Origin of the sequence: Klebsiella sp. MBT K-1, assembly GCF_002556465.1 — a bacterium.
Lineage (GTDB): Bacteria > Pseudomonadota > Gammaproteobacteria > Enterobacterales > Enterobacteriaceae > Klebsiella > Klebsiella grimontii.
This window is the reverse complement of the sequence record NZ_PDEL01000011.1, coordinates 171,999-190,669: the sequence shown is the minus strand read 5'-3', so window position 1 is coordinate 190,669 and position 18,671 is coordinate 171,999. Positions and strand designations below refer to the sequence as shown.

The 18,671-nt window shown below is 61.2% G+C and carries 16 protein-coding genes; 7 read left to right on the top strand and 9 right to left on the bottom strand.

Annotated elements, in window-relative coordinates:
• Window positions 1-149 precede the first annotated feature (149 nt).
• From CMQ96_RS18105 to CMQ96_RS18090, 4 genes are read left to right on the top strand one after another with little or no spacing between them, the layout of a single operon-like run.
• Window positions 150-1,652, top strand: a complete 1,503-nt coding sequence (locus CMQ96_RS18105; RefSeq protein ID WP_024358835.1) for a sugar ABC transporter ATP-binding protein — start codon at window positions 150-152, stop codon at window positions 1,650-1,652.
• The gene (locus CMQ96_RS18100) at window positions 1,649-2,647 is read left to right on the top strand and encodes an ABC transporter permease (protein WP_098067105.1); all 999 of its coding nucleotides are present in this window, start codon (window positions 1,649-1,651) and stop codon (window positions 2,645-2,647) included. Before CMQ96_RS18105 ends, CMQ96_RS18100 begins: the two co-directional genes overlap by 4 nt.
• Before the next feature lie 20 nt (window positions 2,648-2,667).
• Window positions 2,668-3,732, top strand: a complete 1,065-nt coding sequence (locus tag CMQ96_RS18095; protein WP_024358834.1) for a sugar ABC transporter substrate-binding protein — start codon at window positions 2,668-2,670, stop codon at window positions 3,730-3,732.
• Window positions 3,729-4,970, top strand: a complete 1,242-nt coding sequence (locus tag CMQ96_RS18090) for an LVIVD repeat-containing protein (RefSeq protein WP_098067104.1) — start codon at window positions 3,729-3,731, stop codon at window positions 4,968-4,970. The genes CMQ96_RS18095 and CMQ96_RS18090 overlap by 4 nt, the downstream gene beginning before the upstream one ends.
• 127 nt (window positions 4,971-5,097) lie before the next feature.
• On the opposite strand, the gene mtnK is transcribed toward CMQ96_RS18090, so the two are convergent.
• Window positions 5,098-6,297 carry an S-methyl-5-thioribose kinase gene (mtnK, locus tag CMQ96_RS18085; protein ID WP_098067103.1) on the bottom strand — a complete coding sequence of 400 codons (1,200 nt, stop codon included), beginning with the start codon at window positions 6,295-6,297 and terminating at the stop codon, window positions 5,098-5,100.
• 102 nt (window positions 6,298-6,399) lie between these two features.
• Here mtnK and mtnA point away from each other — a divergent pair, with 102 nt between their 5' ends.
• Entirely contained in the window at window positions 6,400-7,428 is a 1,029-nt protein-coding gene (gene mtnA, locus CMQ96_RS18080) for an S-methyl-5-thioribose-1-phosphate isomerase (protein WP_004135421.1), read from the top strand.
• A gap of 46 nt (window positions 7,429-7,474) precedes the next feature.
• On the opposite strand, the gene CMQ96_RS18075 is transcribed toward mtnA, so the two are convergent.
• The 8 genes from CMQ96_RS18075 to CMQ96_RS28395 all read right to left on the bottom strand — a co-directional run bounded on the left by CMQ96_RS18075 (window position 7,475) and on the right by CMQ96_RS28395 (window position 16,502).
• Entirely contained in the window at window positions 7,475-8,743 is a 1,269-nt protein-coding gene (locus tag CMQ96_RS18075; RefSeq protein WP_098067102.1) for a histidine-type phosphatase, read from the bottom strand.
• Between the two features lie 25 nt (window positions 8,744-8,768).
• The gene (locus CMQ96_RS18070; protein WP_004135416.1) at window positions 8,769-10,130 is read right to left on the bottom strand and encodes an MFS transporter; all 1,362 of its coding nucleotides are present in this window, start codon (window positions 10,128-10,130) and stop codon (window positions 8,769-8,771) included.
• 107 nt (window positions 10,131-10,237) lie between these two features.
• Entirely contained in the window at window positions 10,238-11,047 is an 810-nt protein-coding gene (locus tag CMQ96_RS18065) for an inositol monophosphatase (RefSeq protein ID WP_004135414.1), read from the bottom strand.
• A 121-nt stretch (window positions 11,048-11,168) separates the two neighbouring features.
• Window positions 11,169-12,158 (bottom strand): LacI family DNA-binding transcriptional regulator, encoded by a 990-nt coding sequence (locus CMQ96_RS18060; protein ID WP_004135413.1) that lies wholly within the window; start codon window positions 12,156-12,158, stop codon window positions 11,169-11,171.
• Window positions 12,159-12,303: 145 nt separating this feature from the next.
• Window positions 12,304-13,542 carry a cytosine deaminase gene (gene codA / locus CMQ96_RS18055; protein WP_049089677.1) on the bottom strand — a complete coding sequence of 413 codons (1,239 nt, stop codon included), beginning with the start codon at window positions 13,540-13,542 and terminating at the stop codon, window positions 12,304-12,306.
• Window positions 13,539-14,774 (bottom strand): PucR family transcriptional regulator ligand-binding domain-containing protein, encoded by a 1,236-nt coding sequence (locus CMQ96_RS18050; protein ID WP_004135410.1) that lies wholly within the window; start codon window positions 14,772-14,774, stop codon window positions 13,539-13,541. The genes codA and CMQ96_RS18050 overlap by 4 nt, the downstream gene beginning before the upstream one ends.
• A gap of 2 nt (window positions 14,775-14,776) precedes the next feature.
• Entirely contained in the window at window positions 14,777-16,039 is a 1,263-nt protein-coding gene (codB, locus tag CMQ96_RS18045) for a cytosine permease (protein ID WP_098067101.1), read from the bottom strand.
• A gap of 121 nt (window positions 16,040-16,160) precedes the next feature.
• Complete coding sequence (locus CMQ96_RS28395; protein ID WP_141522394.1) at window positions 16,161-16,502, bottom strand: hypothetical protein; 342 nt, start codon at window positions 16,500-16,502, stop codon at window positions 16,161-16,163.
• A gap of 41 nt (window positions 16,503-16,543) precedes the next feature.
• Here CMQ96_RS28395 and CMQ96_RS18040 point away from each other — a divergent pair, with 41 nt between their 5' ends.
• Window positions 16,544-17,155 carry a methylthioribulose 1-phosphate dehydratase gene (locus tag CMQ96_RS18040; RefSeq protein ID WP_004135408.1) on the top strand — a complete coding sequence of 204 codons (612 nt, stop codon included), beginning with the start codon at window positions 16,544-16,546 and terminating at the stop codon, window positions 17,153-17,155.
• A gap of 25 nt (window positions 17,156-17,180) precedes the next feature.
• Window positions 17,181-18,668 (top strand): FGGY-family carbohydrate kinase, encoded by a 1,488-nt coding sequence (locus CMQ96_RS18035; protein ID WP_098067100.1) that lies wholly within the window; start codon window positions 17,181-17,183, stop codon window positions 18,666-18,668.
• Window positions 18,669-18,671: the final 3 nt, after the last annotated feature.

Genomic DNA, 18,671 nt, shown 5'->3' with positions numbered 1-18,671 from the left:
TTGTGCTGTTTCGCTAACCCGATGTTATGTCTGGACATCCGGATGGCTAATATTATTTTGCTTTAACTTATGCCTTTTATGCATTTGTCAGTCAAGGGCGGCTATGAAAAATTCGTTAAATCAGAACATTAATCGACAGGGTGCAGGGGATGACCGGCAATCGCCTTGAGATGCAAAATATTAGCCTGGCCTTTTCCGGCTTTCGGGCGCTGAGCAACGTGTCTTTTACCCTGAAGGGGGGCTCGGTGCACGCGCTCACCGGCGCCAACGGCGCGGGTAAGTCAACGCTCATGGCGGTGCTGTGCGGCACGCACGCCCATTACGAAGGCGAAGTGGTGATTAACAATCAGCCGGTCAGCATTCGCTCGCCGCGCGATGCCAAACAGCTGGGGATTCACCTGGTGCAGCAGGAGGTTGACGTCGCGCTGGTCCCGGGCCTGAGTATCGCGGAAAACATCATGCTCGACAGGCTGGCTGAACCGGGGCTGGCTTTTCGCTGGGGACGGCTGCGCCAGCTGGCGCGCGAGGCCCTGGCCCAGCTTGACGTCAGCCTCGACGTACGTCGCTCCATCGACGGCTGCACGTTGGCGGAAAAACAGCAAATTCTGCTGGCCCGCGCGCTGTCGCATCACTGCCGCTTTCTTATCCTTGATGAACCGACCGCGCCGCTGGATCAACACGAAAGCGAGCGCCTGTTTGCGGTGGTGCGCCGCCTGCAGCTTCAGGGCATAGGCATCGTGTTTATCTCGCACCGCATTCATGAATTAAACGCGGTTTGCGACACCCTGACGGTGCTGCGCGACGGTCGTCTGATTGAGAGCGGGCCGATGGCCGATCTGAGCGGCGAGCAGATCGTCGAAAAGATGCTCGGCCATGAGCTGAGCGATATCTTCCCGCCGAAGCGGCCGCCGCATAGCGATGAGGTGCTGTTACAGGTTGAAGGGCTGCACGACGAAGGGCTGCTGCAGGATATCTCGCTGCGCCTGCGCAAGGGGGAGATTCTGGGGATCGCCGGGCTGGCGGGGGCCGGCAAAACCGAGCTGTGCAAGGCGCTGTTTGGCGCCAGCAAAAGCCGGTTGACGCGCGGCGAGCTGAACAGCCAGCCGTGGCGACCGCGCGACCCGGCGGATTCGGTGGCGCGCGGTCTGGCGCTGGTGCCGGAAGAGCGGCGCAAGGAGGGTATTTTTATCGAAGAGCCGGTGGCGATGAACCTGGCGGTTAGCGCCGACAGCAGCTTCTCTCGCTGGAGCCTGTTTGGCCATCGTCAGGCCTGGCGGTGGGCGGAAGAAGTGATCGCCCGGGTGGGGATACGGACATCGGGTCCGGCGCAAACCTTGCGCCGTCTCTCCGGCGGCAATCAGCAAAAGGTGGCGATTGGCAAATGGCTGCGCGGCAACGCCAATGTCCTGATTTTCGATGAGCCGACCAAAGGGGTCGATGTCAAAGCCAAAACGGATCTTTTCAACGTGATTGACGGCCTGGCGCGGGAAGGTAAAGGGGTGATTTACGCCTCGGGCGAATTCTCCGAGCTGGTCGGGCTGTGCGATCGCATCTGCGTGCTGTGGGACGGGCGCATCGTGGCGGAAATTCCGGGCGCAGAGGCCCGGGAAGAGAACATTCTTTATTACTCCACCGGAGGAGCAGCAGCGTGAGTAAAGCCCTGGCAGTGAACGCGACGGTATCGGGCCGTCAGCGATTTTTCGATTTTCTCTACAAATGGGGCATGTTGCTGACCGTCGTCCTGCTGATCGCCGTTTTTGGCCTCGCGTCGGACAACTTCCTCGACCCGTTTAACATCATCAACATCCTGCGCTCCATCGCCATCGTGACGGTGATCGCCATCGGCGTGTCGATATCGCTGACCATCGGCGGCTTCGATTTGTCCGTAGGCTCCACCGCCTCGCTGGCCAATGCGCTGGTGATTTCGCTGTTTGTCTGGCACGGCTTCGGCACCACCGAGGCGATTGTTGTCACCCTGGCGCTCTGTACCTTAGTGGGGCTGTTTAACGCGTTTCTTATCGTGATCCTGCATATTCCCGACATGCTGGCGACGCTTGCCAGCCTGTTCGTGATTCAGGGCGTGGCGATGACCTACAGCTACGGCGGGTCAATTACCGAAAATATGGTGCTGCCGAGCGGCGATATGGCGGAAGGCGCGATCCCGGCGGCGTTCGGTTCGCTGGGGCAGGTGCCGACGATAGTGATCATTATGCTGGTGGTGACCGTTATCGCTCAGCTGGCGCTCTCTTTTACCACCCACGGGCGGCGGATGTACGCCATCGGCGGCAACCCGGAAGCGGCGCGCCTCTCCGGCCTGCGGATCACCCGTTATAAGGTGGCGGCATACGTGATCGCCTCCTTGCTGGCGGGGCTCGGCGGCATTTTGCTGGCTTCGCGTATCGGCTCGTCGCAGGTGAACGCCGGCGGCGGCTACCTGATGGATGCGGTGGCGGCGGCGTGGATTGGCTTCTCGCTGGCCGGTTCAGGTAAACCGAACGCGCTCGGTACGCTAGTGGGGGCGGTGATTCTGGGCGTGCTCTCCAACGGCCTGGTGATGCTCTCGGTGCCGTACTACGCAATGGACATTATTAAAGGGCTGGTGCTGGCTGGCGCGCTCGCACTGACCTATTTTCAGCGCCGCACCTAATATTTTACAGGGTAAACACTATGAAAAAGATAACGTTTTCACTCATCGCACTGGGGTTGTTCAACGCTGCGGCGGCCTTTGCTGAAACCCCGACGCCGCTTCCGGCGGCGATTGCCGAACATAGCGGGCCGATTCGCATCGCGGTGATCCGCAATCTGGGCTCCGACGATAACACCACCCAGTTTGTCTCCGGGGCGATCCAGGAGGGGAAAAAGCTTGGGTTTAAAATCAGCACCTTCCTCAGCAACGGTGATGACGCCAAATTCCAGGACTTCGTTAACCAGGCGATTAGCCAGAAATACGACGGCATTATTCTTTCTCAGGGACGCGACCCCTACGCCACCGCGCTGGTGAAAAAAGCGGTGGACGCCGGGATCAAAGTATCGGTCTTCGATACCGCGGTAAACGGCGAGATCCCGGGCGTTACCGTTACCCAGCAGGATGACGCTTCGCTGACCGAACTCTCCTTTGGCCAACTGGTAAAAGATTTCAACGGCAAAGCCAATATCGTCAAACTGTGGGTCGCGGGTTTCCCGCCGATGGAGCGTCGCCAGGCGGCCTACCAGACGCTGCTTAAACAAAATCCCGGCATCAAAGAGCTGGAATCCATCGGCGCGGTCTCTTCCGACGTGCAGGGCGATACCGCCAACAAGGTCGGCGCGATCCTGGCGAAATATCCGAAAGGCAAAATTGATGCTATCTGGGGAACCTGGGACGCCTTCAGCCAGGGCGCGTATAAAGCGTTGAAAGAGAACGGCCGCACCGAGATCAAACTCTACAGCATCGATATTTCCAACCAGGATCTGCAGCTGATGCGCGAATCCGGCAGCCCGTGGAAGGTGAGCGTGGCGGTGGATCCGAAGCTTATCGGCGCCACCAACGTGCGCCTGATCGCCAATAAGATTGCCGGGGAACCGACGCCTGCGACCTACGACTTTAAAGCGGCGGCGATCCCGCAGGCGCTGCTGGCGGCGCAGCCGGGGGCGGTGAACGTCGCCTCGCTGGGTAAAATTATCCCGGGCTGGGGCCAGACCGAAGACTTTATCGCCCCGTGGTTCGCTACCCTGGAAGCGAAAAACAAATGAGTGTTTTGCCCACACCAGAATACAGCCGCAATATGCGGCTGATTGGGCATAGCGATCAGGGGGGACGCCCGGACGGCGTCCAGCTGATGGTCCATCGTGGTTTTGCCTATATCGGCCATATGGTCTCACAGGGCTTTTCCGTGGTGGACGTGCGCGACCCGAAAAATCCGCGAACGGTCAATTACATCGCCGCGCCGCCCGGTACCTGGAACGTCCATTTACAGGCGCACGACGATCTGCTGCTGGTGATCAACGCCCGGGATCTGTTCGCCGATGCCCGCTTTGCCGACGAAAAGGTTTACTACACCCGTTCGGTGGGCGAGACGGTCAGCGACGTGCAGGATAAGGGCTGGAGCGCCGGGCTGCGGATTTTTGATATTTCGGTTGCGGAGAAACCGCGTGAAATCAGCTTCCTGTCGCTTAACGGCATCGGCATTCACCGCATCTGGTACGTCGGCGGACGCTGGGCCTACGTTTCCGCGCTGATCGACGGCTTTAGCGACTATATTTTCCTGACTATCGACCTGGCCGACCCGCGTAAGCCGGAAGTCGCCGGGCGCTGGTGGCTGCCGGGAATGAACCAGGCGACGGGGGAAACGCCGCAGTGGCCGGAAGGTAAGCGCTATGCGCTGCATCATGCGATTATCGCCGGCGACACCGCCTACGGTAGCTGGCGCGACGGCGGCCTGACGCTGCTCGATGTGCAGGACCGCGCGCAGCCGAAGCTGATTAGCCACCGTAACTGGAGCCCGCCGTTTGGCGGCGGTACCCACACCGCGCTGCCGCTTCCGGACCGGGAGCTGCTGGTGGTGCTCGATGAGGCGGTATTGGATAACCAGCAGGACGGCGAGAAGCTGATCTGGCTGTTCGACATTCGCGAACCGACGAATCCGGTGAGTATCGCCACTTTCCCGCAGCCGGATGAAGCTGACTACGTGGCGAAAGGGGCGCACTTTGGCCCGCATAACCTGCATGAGAATCGCCCCGGCAGCTTTGTCAGCTCAACGCTGATTTTCGCCACTTATCAGAACGCGGGCGTTCGCGCTTACGATATCTCCAACCCTTATCGACCGGTGGAAACCGGGGCGCTGGTGCCCGCCGCGCCGGCGAAGATGATGGATACCCGGCCCGGTCGTCCGCGGGTGATCCAGTCCTGCGACGTGTTCGTTGACGCGCAGGGCATAATCTACAGCACCGACTATAACGGCGGGCTGTCGGTGATTGAGTATCTGGGGTAGGGGATGGTGGGTTGTTGCTTCCCGGCTCGCGGCGTAAACGCCTTACCCGGGCTACCGGATCACAGACGGTGGTGAACCCGTAGCCCTGCTAAGCGCAGCGCGAGCCGGGAACGACAGGATAGAGAATTCAACCGTACTGACGAATTCGCGCAATCAGTTCTTCGACATTATCGAGACGGTCGGCAATAAGAATAAGCGCTTTACCCAGCGTGATAGCGTGGCGCAGGCATTCATGGCGCATGGCTTCGTCCTGGATAGTATCGATATCCGCCACGTGCGACAGTCCGACGCTGCGGCGAATCAGCTCGGTGCCGCAGAAGCCCACCGCGTCGGCCCAGACTTTCTTCAGGAACGCGGAGGCATAGCCGGGCCAGGCCAGCGCGGCATCGCGGGATTTCTCCGCCGCCAGCGCCTGAAAACGCTCGGCGAAGGTGGTCCAGAACTGCTGGATATCGCTGAGGCGCTGTTCGCGAGCGGCGGCGGCATCGCGAATCCCCAGATGGCCTGGCAGACCGCAGTAGTTGAGCAGCAGGTTGCCGATGGCGGTACCGATATCGAAGCCTATCGGGCCGAAAAAGCCGAACTCGGCGTCGATGGCCTTAAAGCTGCCCTCGGCGACGAAAATCGAGCCGCTGTGGATATCGCCATGCAGCAGCGCTTCGGCATGGGAGAAGAAGCGGTGCTTGAGCGCGGCCACCGCCAGCTTCAGCTGCGTATCGTCGCGCAGGGCGGCGACGTCGGCCTCCAGCGCAGCTGGATAGCTGTTGCGCTCGTGAACCTGATACGGGTCGTTAAAGAACAGGTCCTCGGTGATTTCGCACATCTCGGGGTTAATAAACTGCGCCACCTGGACCTTTTTCTTGTGAGGATGCAGATAAAAGTCGCTGGTGTGGAACAGCGCCTGGGCCAGGTATTCCCCCAGTTGGCCGGCGGCGCGCGGGTAATAAACGTTGTTAATCAGCTCGCCGCGCCAGATGCGGTGATCGGAGAGGTCTTCCATCACCATTACCGCCAGCTCGGGGTCGAAATGCACAATCTGCACCGTATGCTGCGGGCAGTGCTGATAGTGAGCCACCAGGGTTTGCGCCTCAAGGCGCGCGCGGTCAAGGGTCAGCGGCCAGGATTCACCCACGCAGCGTACGTAGGGCAGCGCCTGTTTGACGATGATCCGGCTCACGCCCTCGGTATCGAAAATTTTAAATACCAGGTTGAGGTTACCATCGCCCACTTCCTGCGCGGACACCAGTTCTGACGGGTTTTCGATACCGCCAAATTGTTGGGCGTAAGCCACCGCATCGCTGGCCGTGAAAGTATGGTATTGCGACATTGCCTCGATCCTCAAAATTCTGATTAAGCCGTTCAGACGTCTATACTTCTGGATTCCATCCTGACACAATGTGATACAACAACGCAACAGGGATTTAACTAAATGCAGACACTACAGACCACCAGCCTGCGGGTAAGCGAAAATCAGCTCTTTATTCTTGACCAGCAGGCCTTACCGCAGGAAAAACGCTGGCTGGCGGCGGATAACGTGGCGCTGCTGGTGGAGCATATTCACGCCCTGCGGGTGCGCGGCGCGCCGCTGATTGGCCTGTCGGCGAGCCTGCTGCTGGCGCTGCTGGCGCAGCGTGGTCTGACCCGCGATGAGCTGTCTCAGGCGCTGGAAACGCTGCGCGCCGCGCGGCCGACGGCGGTAAACCTGATGAATAATCTGGACCGCATGAAGCTGGCGCTGGCGGAGGAGCGCTATCCGCAGGCGCTGGAAGCGGAGGCGCTGCGCCTGATCGCAGAAGATAAACAGCTTTGCGCCAGCATCGCCGAGGCGGGCAGCGCGCTGGTGACGCCGGGCAGCCGCCTGTTGACCCACTGCAATACCGGCGGTCTGGCGACGGCGGGCGTCGGCACCGCGCTGGGGGTGATTGCGCTGGCGCATCAGCAGGGAAACGTGGCCAACGTCTGGGTGGATGAAACGCGCCCGCTGTTACAGGGCGGACGTTTGACCGCCTGGGAGCTGGGTGAGCTGGGCGTGCCGTACCGGTTGATTACCGATTCGATGGCCGCCAGCCTGATGGCGCAGGGCCAGGTCGACGCGGTTTGGGTGGGCGCTGACCGTATTGCCGCCAACGGCGACGTAGCCAATAAAATCGGCACCTATTCGCTGGCGGTGCTGGCGAAGTATCATCAGATCCCGTTTTACGTGGCCGCGCCGCAGACCACCCTGGACCGCCATTGCCCGAACGGCGCGGCGATTCCGATTGAGCAGCGGGCGGCCGCCGAAGTGACCGGCGTCGCCGGCAGCTTTGGCGCGGTACAGTGGGCGCCGAAAGAGGCCGCGGTTTACAATCCCGCGTTCGACGTCACGCCCGCATCGTTAATCAGCGGCTGGGTGCTGGATAGCGGCGTGGTGACCCCGGAGCAGGTCGCCGCCGGGGCGTTCAAGCCAGAAAAGGCCTGAACCTGAGCGAAAAAGGCGAAGCGATCTCCCTCGCTTCGCCTTCAACTTATGGCAGCACCATCTCTACCGCCGGAGCGGACTGCCGGTCGATATGCTTGCCGAGCGCCGTCAGCGCAGCCTGGTAAGGGCACAGCGTTCCGACGTTGGTGGTCTGGCAGCCCGCCTGACGCCACTCCTGGCGCAGCATCGGATGCTGATTATCCGGCGTTTGCAGGCGGCGTAAATCGTCCAGACTTTGCGCCTGGAAGTAGACGCGCAGGTAGCGTTTCCCGCTGTGGGTATCGCGCCAGCGCTCGAGGACCAGGCTGCTGCCCGGCGGGATGTTGCCGCGGCTGTACCCCGGCAGCTGCCAGCTAAAATCCATCAGCGTACGCACCATGGCGATATTGGTATCGTGCGCCACCAGCAGCAGCCAGCGTACGTTCGGCGCGGCGCCTTCTTGTACCCCTTCCAGCATCGCGTTGAGCAGAATCGAGCCGCGTTTTTGCGCGCTATAAAACACGTCGTTGCTCAGATCGTAGTTTTCCGTCAGCAGCGGCAGTAGGGCGGAGATCTGGCTGGCGCGGGTAATATGGCCCCACGCCAGCTGGCTGAGGGGCAGGTTTTCGCTCCATCCCAGGCGCAGCGTCTCGACCATATTGGCCATTACGCTCAGACCGCTAATCGACGTTTTGCCGCTTTTGCTCTGCTCCACCTGCCATGGTAGATCAAACACCGGGCAGGGCTTGTCGGCTACGCAGACCGCGTTTTTCAGCAGATGAATGGCCGGGGCCAGCGCCTGCCGACGCTGGGCCAGATCGCCGGCCTTCTTCTTCACTTCCGCCAGCTGGCGGGCGGGATCGGGTTGCGTGGCGGCAAATTTATCAGTCTGAAACAGCGGGTCGGCGTCGCCGCTGACGTGATGAATCACCACGCCGCAGCCGGGAAATGCGCCGTCCACCAGCGCCTGGGCGGTGGCCCGCGTGCGCTGCAGGGGGCTGGCACGAACGTAAATCTCCCCGTTCGCCGGACAGCCCGCCGTCAGCAGACCGAGCTGGCGATAGCGCGCGCCTTCATCGCGCCCTTTATTGACGACGGCGGCATAGCCGTGGCCGGTGAGCTCACCGTCGCGGGTGGTCCACTGCGTCCACGGGCGCTGGGTCGCGGCTTCGATGGCCTCCCGGTTGCCCTCCGTCGGCGGACGAATGCCGTGGCGGCTGAGTTCAACCACCTTTTCCAGCGCAAACTGCGCGGCGGCGTGCCCCGGCGCGGCCAGCAGCGGCAGGGCGCAGGCGAGCAGCAGGCGTAGCAAAACCTGATGTCGTACAGGCATCATAAAATATTCCTTATCGGTTAAAGAGTTATGATGAGAATGAGGTCTGACGTTCTATCGCGTGTCGCCTGGCGACAATCGCAGCGGTGGTAAAACAGAATAGCGCGGACACGAGGCCGGTGCCTACCCAAAACAGCGACAGCGTACTGAAGTCATACAGCGTTTTGCCGTTTTCGATCATCGAGGTTTTATCGATGATGATGCCGGTGAGAAACTCGCCGAGTCCCGCCCCCGCGTAGCTGGCGATACCGATAGTGCCGAGCGCGGCGCCCGCCGCTTTACGCGATGAAATATCGACGGCGATCAATCCGCCGAGGAAGCAGGTCAATGCCCCGATGGTGGCGCCGAAGATAATCATCGCCAGAATATCGGTGTAGTAGCCGTGCGGCGACCAGAGCATCAGCGCGAAGCCGGCGGTGTTGAGCAGGCTGATAAAGCCGGCCATCACGCTGCGGTTGCGCGGGAAGAAGCGGTCGGAGAGCATCCCGGCGATAATGGTTCCGGCGATACCCGCGATGGCGTTGACCCCGATAATCCCGGAAGCCTCGAGGGTAGAATAGGCTTTATCCTGTTCGAGGAAGAAAATTCCCCATGAGTTCACCGCGTAGCGGTCGATATACATAAACGCCGAGGCCAGCGCCAGCGTCCACAGGGCCGGGTTGCGCAGCGCCAGCAGCTGGTTCTTAAACACCGAGCCGCGGGCTTCCGTCTCTTCCAGCGGTTCGTCGCGAATCACGTTGATTGACGGGAAGCCGCAGCTTTGCGGCGAGTCGCGCATAAACAACAGCATCAGCACCACCCCGGCGGCGCCGAGCGCGGCGGTCGACAGGTAGCCCATTTGCCAGCCGAACCCGGCAATCACCGCCGCGATCACCATATAGGTCATCGCTTCGCCGATGTTATGCGCCGTCGACCAGATGGCGTAAAAGGTGCCTCGTTCTTTACAGCCGTACCAGCGCGCCAGCGATACCACGCAGGGGCCGACGCCCATCGACTGCGCCCAGCCGTTGATCCCCCAGAAGATAGCCAGCAGCATGGCGTTGCTGGTCATCCCCATCATCAGGTTCATCCCGGCGCTCAGCAGCAGCCCGAGACTCATATAGCGCACCACGTTGGCATGATCGGCGATAAAGCCGTTGACCAGCTTGCCGATGGCGTAGCTGAAAAACAGCGTTGAGCCGATCATGCCCAGCTCCGTCGGGGTAATGCCGAGCTCCACCAGCGCGCTTTTGGCGACGGTGAACGACAGCCGGCAAACGTAGAAGGTGACGTACGCCAGGGTCATGGTAATAAAGGTTTGCCAGCGCACGCTGCGAAAGCGCTGTTCATCGAACTCTCCGCCCGCTTTGGGCGGCGAAGCGCGAAAAAATGCGATAATTCTTCCAGACATAATGGTATCTCCGAAGGTCGGAGGCCTGACTGATTAGTGTGGTTCGTCCGTGAGGTTTATCGTCGTTGTGTAGAGTACATAATCAGATAAAGCCTGACCCGATACGGTTAAGGTAATGGGTGACAAAGCATGTTTTTTAATTGTGGGTAGAGCGTCTTGCTGGCCAGCAGCAGCGGGTTGCCGTGACGAATCCCGTCGTTTGTCAGATAGTCATTGCTGAGGCCGCCCGCTTCGCGCATCAGCACCAGCCCCGGCAGCCCGTCCCACGGGTTCATATGCGGTTCGTAGTAGCCGATAAGCCTGCCCGCCGCCGCCCAGGCGCTCATCAGCGCCCCGGAGCCGTTGCGGATAAACATCCCGCCGTCGCTCAGCAGCGCATCAAGGAAGGGCAGAAAGAGCGCAGGCGTCACGCGGTGCGAGGTGCCGACGCCCATCACTCCCTCTTTGACCGTCGCCGCCGGATGCGGCGCGATGGGCGCATCGTTAAGCCATGCGCCCTGGCCTTTCAGGGCGTGGAACAGCTCGCGATGGTTGGGGTCGTACACCACGCCGATAACCGGTTCGCCGTCGGCAAGGATGGCCAGCGACAGGCACCAGGTGTGCAGGCCGTTGAGAAAACAGCTGGTGCCGTCGATGGGATCGACAACCCACAGCACGCGCGCGTCCGGCATCTGCGTCCCGCTCTCCTCGCCGAGAAAACCGTCCTGCGGGAAGGCGTCCATAATGCGCTGCTTAACAAACGCTTCGACCCGCTTATCGGCGACGCTGACCACGTCCTGCAGGTCGTCGCCTTTATGATCCACCGCCAGCCGGTCGCGCTGTTGATAGTATTCGAACGCCAGCTCAGCGCCGGCTTTCGCCAGCTCGCAGGCTAAACGGTAGCGGGCCTGCAGTTCATTTGATTCCAGTGATTTCATCATAACTCCCTATTTTGCACACGTGTGCAAATTGCCTGAAAAAAACAGCCCCGAAGGGCAAAATGAGTGTGGATGGATTAAAAAAATTATTCTGTGATCGCTCCGGCATAAAATGAATTTTTCATTTCGCGCTTTGACGAACGATCAGTTTCACCGGTACTTCACGGTGGCGTGACGGCAGGCTGAATTTGGCGATCCTCGTCACCAGCAGATCCACCGCATGGTGGGCGAGCAGGGCGGTATTCTGCTGCACGGTGGTCAGCTGATAGGGCTGCCAGTCCGCCTGCGGGATATCGTCGAAGCCGATAATCGCGGGCAGCGAAGCCGTGGGATTGTCCGCCCGCAGGCCGTCCAGCGCGCCGAGCGCCAGCATATCGGTGGCGCAGAACAGCGCCTGCAGCCGCGGATGCGCGGCGAGCAGCTGCCTGGCGGCGGCAAACCCCGCCTGATAGCCGGCGCTGTCGCAGAAGTGCGCGGCAACTTCCGTGCCCTGGGTGTGGGCGACAAACGCTTCGTAGCGCTGGCGGGTGCTGAAGTTATCCAGGCTTTCGCCGATAAACCCGGCCTGTCGCCACTGGCGCTGGGCAAACAGCTCGGCCACCAGTTTCGCCCCCTGCGCGTTGTCGCTGCACACGCGGTCGCAGCCGGCCAGCTCGGCGTGGCGGTTGATAAGGGTCACCGGGATTTTTCGCTCCAGATACTCCTCCGCCAGCGATAGCGGCGGCGCCCCGGAGGTGATAATGACCCCCGCGACGTGATAGCTCAGCAGCTGCCTGAGCGACGGGGCGAGCTGCTGCGGATCGTCGGCGTTCATCAGCAGCGGCATAAAACCGTTGAGCGCCAGCTGGTGGACCAGCGGCGACAGCAGCTTGCTGCGGAACGGGTTATCAAACCCGGCGGTGACGATGCCGATAAAGTTGCTGCTGCCGGTGTTCATCGTGCGGGCGATGATATTCACCTGATAGCCCAGGGTTTCCGCCGCGGCGAGGACCTTCTGGCGGGTTTTTTCCGCCACCGATGCGCCGGGCGTAAAGGTACGGGAAACCGCGGAACGGGAGACGCCAGCGAGCCGGGCAACGTCCTCTGCCTTAATCCATTTTTTTTCGCTCATAGTATCAGGGTACGGGTTGTTCTCAGTGAGCCCGCGCCGACGCTGGAGCCCAAGGCCGGCACGGAAAAAGTAGTAAGAAGGTACCACATAAATCCGTGCGCGAGCAGCGGGTTGACGCGGGATGCGCGCCGCGTCAACGTCAGGCTTATGCCGGGTAGCGAATCTGCTCAGCCTGGCGCTGCAAAATAACTTTGCCATGTCGAATGGAGGTCAGCACTTTGGCCTGGCGGCGCAGCGCGTCATAGTCGTCTTGCGCATCGAGGATCAGCAGGTTCGCCGGGCGTCCTTCGGCAATGCCGTAGTTGTCGCCGAGGCACAGGGTGCGGGCGCTGTTCTCGGTAATCAGATCGAGGCAGCGCTGCAAATCTTCGTATCCCAGCATATGGCAGATATGCAGCCCGGCGTCGAGGATACGCATGATGTTGCCGTTGCCCAGCGGATACCACGGGTCCTGAATAGAGTCCTGAGCGAAGCAGACGTTGATCCCGGCGCGGTCCAGCTCCGCCACCCGCGTCACGCCGCGGCGTTTCGGCCAGCTGTCGAAGCGCCCCTGCAGATGAATGCTTTCGGTCGGGCAGGAGATAAAGTTAATGCCCGAGGCTTTGAGCAGGCGGAACAGCTTCGAGCAGTAGGCATTGTCGTAGGAGCCCATGGCGCAGGTATGGCTGGCGGTGACCTGCGCGCCCATGCCGCGCACCCGGGCCTCTTCCGCCAGCACCTCCAGAAAGCGCGACTGCGGGTCGTCGGTTTCATCGCAGTGTACGTCCACCAGGCAGCCGTGGCGCTCGGCCAGATCCATCAGAAAAACCAGTGAGCTGACGCCCTTATCGCGGGTGTTTTCGTAGTGTGGAATGCCGCCCACCACGTCGGCGCCCATTTCGATGGCGCGGGTCATCAGTTCGCGTCCGCCGGGGAAGGACTCAATGCCCTCCTGCGGGAAGGCGACGATCTGCAGATCGATAAGATGGGCCGCCTCTTTTTTCACCCTCAGCATCGCCTCAAGCGCGGTCAGGGAAGGGTCGGTGACATCAATGTGGGTACGCACGTGCTGCACGCCGTTGTCGCGCAGCATGCCGATGGTTTTCAGCGCCCGCTGGCGCGTATCTTCGACGGTGACGCTCGCTTTGCGCTGGCTCCAGCGGGCGATACCCTCAAACAGGGTGCCGCTCATATTCCACTCCGGCTCGCCCGCCGTCAGGGTGGCGTCAAGATGGATATGCGGCTCGACGAATGGCGGGATAACCAGCTTTTGTTGGGCATCGATATCGCTGGCGTCAGCCGTCTGCGCCGCGGCCTGCGCGCTGATGCTTTTAATCACGCCGTCCTGTAAGTCGAGGGTATAGAGCGCTTCTTGATGGCGCAGGCGCGCGTTGATAATTTTCATGGTTGTTCCCGTAAATGGTTTTGCGACATACGCCAGATCGCTAAGGCGACCGAGGCGTTGAGATGAAATTGCGGATGGCTGACCGGATAGCCGGTCAGCTTTTCAATACGTTGAATACGCTGATGCAGCGTGTTGCGGTGAATGCCCAGCCGCTCGGCGGCCCTGACCACGTTGCCGCTCTCCTGAAGCAGCGTTTCCAGCGTCTCCAGCAGCAGCCAGGGGCTTTTGCGATCCGGCTCAATCAGGCAGCCGAGGGTGTCGTGCATAAAATCGCTCAGCAGGGCGGGGTCGCTAACGGCGGAGAGCAGCTTGATAAACCCCAGCTGCTGGTAGTCGCTGATGCGCTGGGCCGGACGCAGGTTATCGCTGAGGTCCAGCGCCTGGCGCGCCTGCGACAGCGCGCGCTGATATCCCTGCAGCTGCTGTACCGGCGCCGAAAGGCCGCACAGCAGCGAAAGCCCGTCTTCGCTCTCCGCCAGCGCAATCAGCCACGCCTGGAGCCAGGTTTTCTGCTGATAAAACTCGCCGTCTTCATCCGGGAGGAGGAAGAGAAACATATTGCTGCGTTCGACCAGAGGGTAGGGATTGCCCTGCTGATTGAGCTGTTGCTGCAGACGCTGGCGCACGGTGCGGCGGGCCTGCTGCAGCCAGGCTTCGGCCTGCTCCGGCGGAAACTGGCGAAACAGACGCGGTATCCCCTCAAGGCGCAGCGCCGCCACCCGCAGCGGGCGGGTAAAATCCAACTGCTGGTGGAGCGCGCGCTGATGCAGAATTTGCAGGTCGGGATAGTCGCCGGTTAACAGCTGCAGCAGAATATCGCGCTGCGATTGCAGGGCGTTTTCGCTGCGCACCAGCGCGGTACCGATGCGTTCGGTCACGATCACCATCTTCAGCAGATAGGGCTGTTCGATTAGCGGAATGCCCAGCGCGTCGGCCAGCGCGATCAGGCGCGGCGGGATCGCCTGAATAAAGACGTCGCCGGTGAGGATCACCATGCCGGCGATCCCGCGCTGCTTGCCCTCCATCAGCAAATGGATCAGGTTGTCTTCATCGCGGGGATGGTTGATCCCGGTGATAAACACCAGCTCCCCGCCCATGATCCATTCGGCGATATTTTCATTTTCCGCCACGTAGTACCAGCGAACCGCCAGCTGCAGCCCCTGTTTACCGGCGCGCAGGCGCATGGCGGAGAGCCCCTCCAGGGCGAGGATTTCGCCGACCGTCAGGCTCATGGCTACTGCTCCGCGACCGAATCAGCGGCGGGCTGGCGTTTACTCAGGCGAGTCAGCGCGATATAGGCCAGCGCGGACACGCTAATGCCAACCAGCGGGGCGATCCACGGCGACAGGTAAGCCACCACCGCGCCCACGGCGTAGGCGCCCAGCCCCAGCCAGTTAAAACGCGGCAAACGGGCGGTGTGCAGCAGCGGATAGCGGCCGCCGCGATAAAACCAGTAGTCGGCGAGGATAACGCCGCCGATGGGCGGAATGATGCTGCCCAGCAGCACCAGGAAAGGGATCAGCATTTCATACATACCGCCAATGGCCAGCAAAATCCCGACGCCGGCGGCGACCACGGTCAGGGTGCGGCGACGCTCGCTGCGCAGCAGATGACAGGCGGCGGCCGAGACGTTATAGATCGTCGGCCCCTGAATCGTCAGCAGGTTGAGGCACAGCATCACCACCGCGGCGACCGACAGCCCCTGCAGAATCAGCACCTCGACGATATCGGCCTGCTGGTAGACGATGGCGCACCAGGCGCCGGCGATAATCATCAGCCCGTTGCCGATCAGGAAGCTGCTCATGCTGGCGACGATGGCGGTACGGCTGGAGTTGGCCAGCCGCGTCCAGTTGGTCGCCTGGGTCGCGCCGCTGGCAAAGGTGCCGAATACCATGGTGATGGCCGCCGACCAGCTCATGGTTTCGCCCGGTTCGATTTGGGTCATCGCCTGCCAGCCGCCGGCATGATGGGCGGCGAGATACATCGACACCACCAGCAGAATAAACATCAGCGGTACCGACACGCGCGACAGCGCATCCAGCCCCTTATAGCCCACCAGCGCGGTGACGCAGAACAGGATGCCGAACAGGATCATCAGCGGAATGGTCGTCGCCTCAGGCAGGGCGAGGATTTTGACCAGCGAGATGGCGACCGTCGCGGTGCCCCAGGCGTACCAGCCCAGCTCGGCGAAGCCGAGAATAAAATCGGCGAGCTTGCTGCCGATTTCACCGAAGCAAAAACGGCCCATCAGCACGGTATTCAGCCCGCTGCGCGCGGCGATCCAGCCGAGCGACGCGGCGTACAGGGCCAGCAAAAAGTTACCGATTATCGCAATCCACAGCAGGTTAACGATGGAGAAAGAGACGCCAAGCTTGCCGCCCGCGAACATGGTGCCGGTAAAAAAGGTAAAGCTGAACAGAACCATCGAGATGGAAAATACGCCTTTACGCCCGGAGGCGGGCGCTTCGACGAGCGGAAAATCATTGCTGTTTGACATGGTGGAACCTCTGAGTGGCTATCCGAAAAGCGATCACTGAGGGGTAGCAAGAGGTGTGCCAGAAAAAGCGGGGCAGGGGTAACACAATGGGGTGGGCAGTGTGCACATAAAATGGCGTTATTTAGCCGATGTTTGCCATAAATGTGTGCACAATGACGTGTTTTGCACCGCCCTGGAGCAGGGGGATTGCGCTATTGCACGCGCATTCCTGTCGGGTGGCGCGAACTGCGGGGAGGACTAAATCGACAAATGCTGCCAATTTTGCGCCGTTTTCCGGTGGCACGATCCCCCGTCTTTTTGACCGCCCGCAGCCGGTAATTTTGGCGCCATGAAAATGCTCAGTTGTATTGTTGTTAAAAACCGTAATTTCATATTCTTTTCTGATATAACCATTATCAAAGTAAGTCTTTCCTGAAATATTGTTCGCTTGCGCTGGCGATGTTAGTATCGGGTGAATAGCCATTTAGACGGCTAAATATAACATCGCTAAACTAAGGAACTGCTATGTGGCAAGAAAGACTCGCGCAACTGGTCACCACCTGTCACTGGATCGGCGCGAAAGGCTGGGCGCCGGCTACCGGCGGCAATATGTCGGTGCGTCAGGATGAGACCTGGTGCTGGCTCAGCGAGTCGGGGCGCGATAAAGGCAGCCTGACGACGGAGGATTTCCTGCAGGTGGAGATCGCCAGCAACACAGCGCCTTCCGGGCGTAAACCCTCCGCTGAAACCGGCCTGCATACCCTGGTGTATCGCCTGTTCCCGGAGGCGAACGTGGTTCTGCACGTGCATACCGTCAACGCCACCGTGCTGTCGCGGATTGAAAAAGGCGCCACCCTGGCGCTGCAGGGCTATGAAATGCAGAAAACCCTGACCGGCCAGCACAGCCATCTCGACACCGTACCGGTCGCCATTTTTGATAACGACCAGGATATCGACGCTCTGGCGGCGCGTATTGAAGATTATGCCCAGACCCACCCGCTGCGCTACGGCTTCCTGCTGCGCGGCCACGGCCTGACCTGCTGGGGCAAAGACATTAACGAGGCCCGTCGCCAGCTGGAAGGACTGGAGTTTCTCTTCGAATGCGAGCTGATGCGCCGCCGCTACGAACGCGACTAAATTTCTCTTCACCAACGGGTCAGGCATGGATTTTTATCTCGGAATCGATATCGGCACTTCGCGCGTGAAAGCGGTGCTGTTTGATCAACGCTTTCAGGCGTACGCCAGCGCGGCGCAGAATACCGGCCCGCGGCTGTCGGCCAACGGTGACGCCGAGCAGGACATGGCCCAGCTATGGCAATCGGTGGTGGCGATTCTGCGCGATATCGCCCGGCATCCGGCGCTACAAAACGGGCGTTTACGCGCCATCGGCCTCGCCGGGCAGGGCGAAGGGGTGTGGCTCAGCGACGCCGAAGGCGAACCGGTCGGGCCGGGTATTCTGTGGAGCGACACCCGCAGCCGCGAGCTGATGAGCGAACTGCTCAGCCGCCCCGGCTTTGACCGCCGTTTCTTTGACGATACCGGCACCCACCTGCAGCCCTGCAACACCAGCATGCAGCTGTGCTGGCTCAAGCATCACCAGCCGGAGCGGCTGGCGGCGGCCCGCTATCTGTTTTTCGCCAAGGACTGGATCCGCTTTCGCCTCACCGGCGTCGCGGCGCTGGATCTCACCGATGCCAGCACCTCTTTGCTGAATCAGCAGAGCGGGAAGCTCTCCACGGTGGTGCTCAATGAGATGGGCCTGGCAGATTTACAACATCTGTTCCCGCCGCTGCTGGCGCCGGACGCGCAGGCGGGCGCGCTGCGTGAAGAAGTCGCGGCGCTCACCGGGCTGCCTGCGGACACGCCGGTGGCGGCCGGCGCGCTGGATGTCTGCAGCGCGGCGCTGGGCTGCGGCGCGGTCAACGACGGCGATATCTACACCATTCTCGGCACCACCTGCTGCACCGGTATCGTCTGCCACGGTCGCCAGTCGGTCAACGAGGGGACGCGCTACGTCACCCACACCGAAGCGGGCAGCTTTATTAACCTTTTTCCGATGCAGGCCGGGACGCCGAACATCGACTGGCTCCAGCAGCAAATCTCGCTGGAGCCGGATTTACGGCAGCTGGAACAGAATATCGCCAGCGTCGAACCGGGCAGCGGCGGCGTCTTCTGGCAGCCCTACCTCAACGGCGAACGCGCGCCGTTCTTTAGCCCCGAGGCGCGGGCCGGTTATTTCGGCATTAGCCAGCACACCACCCGCGCGGAGCTGCAGCGGGCGGTGTTCGAAGGGCTGGCCTACGCCATCGTCGACTCGCTTCAGGGCTACCCGCAGGGCGGCGAACTGTACCTGACCGGCGGCGGCGCGGCTTCGGCGACCTGGCTGCAAATGATTGCCGACTGTACCGGCAGAACGGTGGTTTCCAGTCCTTTCAACGAGCTTAGCGCGCGCGGCGCGGCGATTCTGGCGGCGCGCAGCGTCGATGCCCTCAGCCGCTATCCGGCGCTGGAGCAGACCCGCTATCGGCCCAATCCGCAGGCGCATAGCCGCTACGCTGCGCTCTATCCGGTTTACCGCCTGCTGCGCGAGCAGATGCTCCCGGTGTGGCAGGCCCGCCGCGAGGCGCTTCAACGTATTTCTCAGGAATAACGC